This is a genomic window from Pseudomonas sp. EA_65y_Pfl1_P113, assembly GCF_963970525.1.
Taxonomy (GTDB): Bacteria; Pseudomonadota; Gammaproteobacteria; order Pseudomonadales; family Pseudomonadaceae; genus Aquipseudomonas; species Aquipseudomonas tritici.
In genome coordinates, this window is the sequence record NZ_CAXAQM010000451.1 from 1 (window position 1) to 482 (window position 482).

The window sequence follows — 482 nt, forward strand, 5'->3', positions numbered from 1 at the left end:
CTTTCATTCGCCCGATGATGTGTGGAGCCGTGCGGCAAAGGCCAGCCGCAGCACGTCGGACATCGAGCGCACGCCGAGCTTATGCGTCAGGTTGGCGCGGTGAGCCTCCACGGTACGCGTCGAAATGCCAAGCTTGTAAGCAGTGATCTTATTGGGTTGCCCGTTGACCAGGCCATCCAGCACATCGCGCTCACGCGGCGTCAGCGCGGCGAGGCGGACGCTCGCCTCGATCGCGCTCAATTGCTCGGCCTGCGTACTCGCCAGGCGATCAAAAGCTTCGTCGATCGCGTGCAGCAACGCAGTCTTCTCGAACGGCTTTTCCAGAAAATCGACCGCACCCGCCTTGATCGCCCGCACTGCCAGCGAAATATCGCCATGCCCGGTCAGCACAATCACCGGAAAAGCGATCCCGCGCTCGTTGAGCAGGCGCTGGACCTCAAGCCCGTCTACCCCCGGCATACGCACGTCCAGCAACACGCACC

General features: G+C 62.7%; 1 protein-coding gene. It reads right to left on the minus strand.

The features are described 5' to 3' along the window. Nucleotides 1-3 precede the first annotated feature (3 nt). The coding region (locus AACY52_RS30525; RefSeq protein WP_339561417.1) for a response regulator at nt 4-482 on the minus strand (479 nt) is incomplete at its 5' end.